The 4,235-nt window shown below is 61.4% G+C and carries 6 protein-coding genes and 1 pseudogene; 4 read left to right on the top strand and 3 right to left on the bottom strand.

Annotated features, from left to right (window positions below):
- From RMO15_RS22560 to RMO15_RS22550, 3 genes are all read left to right on the top strand, one after another.
- The coding region (locus RMO15_RS22560; protein WP_309717571.1) for a M20/M25/M40 family metallo-hydrolase at nucleotides 1-876 on the top strand (876 nt) is incomplete at its 5' end.
- Nucleotides 877-951: 75 nt separating this feature from the next.
- The gene (locus RMO15_RS22555) at nucleotides 952-1,317 is read left to right on the top strand and encodes a hypothetical protein (RefSeq protein WP_309717568.1); all 366 of its coding nucleotides are present in this window, start codon (nucleotides 952-954) and stop codon (nucleotides 1,315-1,317) included.
- Entirely contained in the window at nucleotides 1,314-1,751 is a 438-nt protein-coding gene (locus tag RMO15_RS22550; protein ID WP_309717565.1) for a hypothetical protein, read from the top strand. Before RMO15_RS22555 ends, RMO15_RS22550 begins: the two co-directional genes overlap by 4 nt.
- On the opposite strand, the gene RMO15_RS22545 is transcribed toward RMO15_RS22550, so the two are convergent.
- The 3 genes from RMO15_RS22545 to RMO15_RS22535 are packed head-to-tail and all read right to left on the bottom strand — an operon-like array spanning nucleotide 1,721 to nucleotide 3,950.
- Nucleotides 1,721-2,689 (bottom strand): hypothetical protein, encoded by a 969-nt coding sequence (locus RMO15_RS22545; RefSeq protein ID WP_309717563.1) that lies wholly within the window; start codon nucleotides 2,687-2,689, stop codon nucleotides 1,721-1,723. The genes RMO15_RS22550 and RMO15_RS22545 overlap by 31 nt on opposite strands.
- Nucleotides 2,686-3,564 (bottom strand): hypothetical protein, encoded by an 879-nt coding sequence (locus RMO15_RS22540; protein ID WP_309717560.1) that lies wholly within the window; start codon nucleotides 3,562-3,564, stop codon nucleotides 2,686-2,688. Before RMO15_RS22540 ends, RMO15_RS22545 begins: the two co-directional genes overlap by 4 nt.
- The gene (locus RMO15_RS22535; RefSeq protein WP_309717557.1) at nucleotides 3,564-3,950 is read right to left on the bottom strand and encodes a hypothetical protein; all 387 of its coding nucleotides are present in this window, start codon (nucleotides 3,948-3,950) and stop codon (nucleotides 3,564-3,566) included. Before RMO15_RS22535 ends, RMO15_RS22540 begins: the two co-directional genes overlap by 1 nt.
- Nucleotides 3,951-4,039: 89 nt before the next feature.
- Here RMO15_RS22535 and RMO15_RS22530 point away from each other — a divergent pair.
- Nucleotides 4,040-4,235, top strand: a pseudogene (locus tag RMO15_RS22530) (hypothetical protein); the annotation flags it as partial.

Below are 4,235 nucleotides of genomic sequence, written 5' to 3'. Positions count from 1 at the left end.
GCAAAGCAGCCCAAGCCCGATCTAGCTTTTACCCCGGACGCAGGCTTTCCGCTCTACTATGCTGAGAAGGGCAGCTTCACCCTCACGGCCACCAAGCCCATTGGGGAGTCACTGGTCGCCGTCTTTAGCTCTGGCCTGCGCCCCAACATGGTGCCCGACGAAGCCGAAGTAGTGCTGATTGGCTCGCCGGATCGGCTAGCCTATATCGCTAAGACCCTCAAGCGCCGCCGTAGCTTTAAAGTGACCGATGAGGGCGAAAAGGCATTGCGCATCTGGACAAAGGGCAAGGCCAGCCATGGAGCCTCACCCCAGAAAGGGATCAACGCTGCCAAGAAGCTCGCTGAGGCACTCTTTGAGCTGTTCCCTGAGCCCTGGCTCTCCGAGCTGGTCGAGCGCTGCGCCTGCGACGGCTCGGGAATCGGGATTGCGGGAAAAGACGCGATCACGGGGGCACTGACGTGCAATGTCGGGATTGTGAACGTGCTGGACGGCACGCTCTCGATGACGTTTAACGTGCGCTACCCCGCCACCTGGGATGAGAGCGTCTTGGAGCGTGCCCAAGCCTCGCTCACCGAGGCCGGCTGGAGCATTACCGAGCTGCACCACACCGCCCCGCTCTACGTCCCGCAAGATGCCGAGCCGGTCAAGACGCTACTCAAGGTCTACCGCGAGCACACCGGAGATAGGAGCAAGCCCCTCACCATGGGAGGCCGCACCTACGCCACCACCGTCGCCCCCAACGGCGTCGCATTTGGCGCGGGCATGAAAGGCGATCCCGAAGTCGCCCACCGCCCGGATGAAAAATTCTCGATTGAGAGGCTCCTCTTCTGCGCTAAGCTCTACGCCGATGCCCTCTACCAGCTCGCCAACTGCTAAACGATGAAAAAAAAGAAAGTAACTGCCAGACAGCCACTGCCCTTTCGCCATATCGCTACTCTTGGAATACTCCCCATGTCCGAATGCCTCCAACAGATTATCGAACCTTTTCGTGAGGACTGGTCGGATAACAACGAGCTGAATACCCTGATTCCTCTAGCGATTATCGCCTGGAATACTGCCCTGCTCCCCGAGCCAGAGCAACAAGAAATGCTGGAAAGATTTATCGGGGAGCAGCTCGCACAAAAAGGGGCAGCCTCGGATGAGAACAGAGCAGATGCTACTTTCATCCGCTCCGTGCTCCAAGAGCTATGCAAGAGGAAAAACGAAATGTTCCCCGATGATGTGCGCCGCCCTCTAAACTTTAAAATCCGAACACAAGGAAGTGGTGGGCGGCTCGAAGTGCAGTCAGCAATTCCCGTCAAAGACGAAGCGATATGAGGAAAACGAACCCGGAAGTCGCAGCGCTGATCGAGCGCTTGCAAGGGCAAATGAGCCGTGCGGTTGAGGTTTTCTCCGAGGTCGAGGGGAGCGAGCCTAGCTCGCACCCGTGCGCGATGCGGGGTAACCTCAACGACTTGCTGGCCCACAATGCGGAGCACGAGAAGATGCACTACGGGCAGATCTCCGACCGGCGCTACGCTCTCGGACTGATCCAGAAATCCCCGCGCGAGCGCTATCTCGCCGAGTGGTACCGAGAGCGTGCCGCGCTGATTGCCTTGCTCCTAGACCTGCCCGACGATGCTCTCGACAAAGAGACAGAGCAGGGGGTCACCACGATCCGCCAGATCATCGAGCATGTCCTCCACTGGGACAAGTCATCGGTGGAGGACACGGCAACGCGCTACGGCTCCGAGTCTTCCGGCGGACAGTAGCCGCACATGATCGGCGGGATCGCGGCGACATAGCCCTCGGGGGGAATCACAGGCCAGCAGTCCTGAGGAGCCGCTGTGGCGATCAGGCAGTGCTCAAACTTATGGGCATCGGCGGGCTCGACGCAGGCAAGCAAGTCCGTGCCGTAGTGCCGGTGCGCTCGCAGTGCCCAGCCCGGCTCGCCGTAGACCGGGTGATCTTTTTGCAGCGCCTCGGTCAGTGTGAGCAGCCCGACAGTTGGTGTTTCCTGGCGAAACGCCTCCAGCAGGCGCGGCCAGTAGTCGAGCGCACAGGGCCGCACACACGGGATTCCCTGGCAGAGATTCGTCCCTGTCGGGCCATCAGGATCGTCCACGCCGTCCACCACAATCCCCCGCTCACACTCGGGGCAGAGAATCGGGATAATAGCCAGGCTGTCGGGGACGGCGGCACGAACAGCCTGATAGAACGCCAGCGGAAAGAGAATCTCCGGTTTTTGGTAGGCCGTCGGCGCGAGCTTCTCGCCGGGCGCATTGTCCCAGCTCCGGCAGCAGGGATTGCCACAGCCACAGCCCATCGGCGGCCCCTGAATCTCCGAGAGATAGAGGGTAGTGCACCACGGATTGGCTGTTATTTTCTGCGTCACGGTTTCCAGCGCATGGTCAAATGCCGCCTTGGTGTTCAGCCCAATCCAGCCTCCGACCAGCATCGGATGAGGAAGGCCCCGCCCCACCCACTCCCAGTGCTGTGGGGCGTGGAGCCACTCCGGGTGCGCCTCGGCGGCTTCCGGGTCGCGAGCGGCTTGCAGCCAGCCGACGGACACCAGTCCCGCGCTTTTCGCCGCCGCTAAGGCGGCCTCGCACGAAAGCCGCAAGTCCCAGGCAATCGCCGTGCAGCCAAGCGTCTGGGCGAGAGGGATCGCCTCCACAAAATTAGCAGGACTGGCTTGTAGTGTTTTCATAAAAGCTCCTCAAAGGCATCGTTCACAATCGCATCGGTCTGAGCCATCAGGCTAAAGACCAGTGCCTCGCGATAAACCCGCTCCGCGGGGTGACCCGTGACCAGCGAGCCGCCACCGCAGGCCATGCAGGCGAGCCGGGCCAGCCGCACCGAGAGATCCCCCGCACGGGCACGAAGCGCAGGGCCGTTTTGGGCCGCATTCTCGGCTCGTAGCTCGACTTCAAGCTGCGCGACGATTGCATACGCCTTCGCAAGCGCACCCCGCCCCGAGGCTTCGATCAGCCGCAGCGAGGCGTGCAGGTTCCCCAGCATCAGCGGGGTCTGGTAGAGCACGCCCTTTGCGTCGCTTTGTGATTGCGTCCCGAGTGGCTGCACCGAGACAAAGGCACTCTCGGGAATGTCTAGATTATTTAGAGCCACAGAGACTGTATTGCTTCCTCGAATGGCCAGAAGCGGCAGCGGCGCACTGTGACGAAACTCCGGCCTATCCTGGGCCTCTACCCAGGCACGGACTTCGGAGCCATCGGTGAGGCGGAAGCCTAACAAGACGCGAGTGAAAATCCCTGCGCCGGTTAGCCAGGGAACGGTGCCTGAAACGCGACCCTCACTCCAGAGCGGCGCAGGGCCCTGGGGATTGCGCAGGTGCCCGAAAGCGACACCTGCCGGAACATCCGGGCAACCCGCGACGCGCTGCTGGAGCGCCAGGAAGGCAAATGCCCCCGAGTACTCAGTCAGCAGTGGGAGGGTAGTGAAGAAGTCCAGCTCTTGATGAAGCCCACGAGCCACGAAAGCCTGCCAGACCGCTCGCATTGCGTCGGGATCGGTGTCGAGCAGAGCCGCTTGCGGGGCTAGAAACTCCTCGGCGAAGTGTCGCATTATTGGTCGCGGTGCTGGGAAAGCACGAGGCGCAGGTCACGCTCCAGGGTAAAGGCCGTGACGACCGAGAGCGCCAGGCACGCAATCGCATAGCCCCAACGAAACACCAGCGGAAGCGCCTCAGCACCGAGCAGATCTTTGGCCGAGAGCACCACTTGCGTCGTGACCACCACGCGGCAGAGTAAGGCCATGCCCGTCAGAGGAGTAGAACGGGGCAGGCTCGCGTACCAGAGGCAGACCACGGCGGTTCCTGCCACCAGAAACAGCGAGAGCGTCGCCATCAGCAGCGAGGTTCCTAAAAACACCACCCGCGCCACCAGCTCCAGCACCAAGCTGAGGGTCAGCAGGATCGTGTAAAGCGTATTGAGCGAGAGGCGGCTTGGCATGCCGCTATTCTACCTGGTATTTTCCCCACTTCCCCTGCATGAACCCTTTTGATCACTTCAGGAACCAAAGGCCCAGGAGAGTGAAGAAAATGAAGACAACGATAGCGATTGCGACCGTGCTGGGAGTGGGCCTCACGGCGGGCGGGGCGACGATTCTGCGGAGCCGGACACAGACAACGACTCCACAAGTCTCTGTGGCGGGGAAGCCTGCCTTTGCCTTTCCCAAGCTACCAAGCTGGAGTGATGCGGCGAGCCCAGTAGGCGGAAAGTCGGTTGAGACGCCGG

It is taken from the genome of Armatimonas sp., from assembly GCF_031410135.1.
GTDB lineage: Bacteria > Armatimonadota > Armatimonadia > Armatimonadales > Armatimonadaceae > Armatimonas.
The sequence above is the reverse complement of the archived record's forward strand: the minus strand, read 5'-3'. Positions and strand labels throughout refer to the sequence as shown.

What these genes read in the sequence shown, in the direction of transcription:
- RMO15_RS22555 (WP_309717568.1), top strand. Translation starts at nt 952, where the DNA reads ATGTCCGAATGCCTCCAACAGATTATCGAACCTTTTCGTGAGGACTGG.
- RMO15_RS22550 (WP_309717565.1), top strand. Translation starts at nt 1,314, where the DNA reads ATGAGGAAAACGAACCCGGAAGTCGCAGCGCTGATCGAGCGCTTGCAA.
- RMO15_RS22545 (WP_309717563.1), bottom strand. Translation starts at nt 2,689, where the DNA reads ATGAAAACACTACAAGCCAGTCCTGCTAATTTTGTGGAGGCGATCCCT.
- RMO15_RS22540 (WP_309717560.1), bottom strand. Translation starts at nt 3,564, where the DNA reads ATGCGACACTTCGCCGAGGAGTTTCTAGCCCCGCAAGCGGCTCTGCTC.
- RMO15_RS22535 (WP_309717557.1), bottom strand. Translation starts at nt 3,950, where the DNA reads ATGCCAAGCCGCCTCTCGCTCAATACGCTTTACACGATCCTGCTGACC.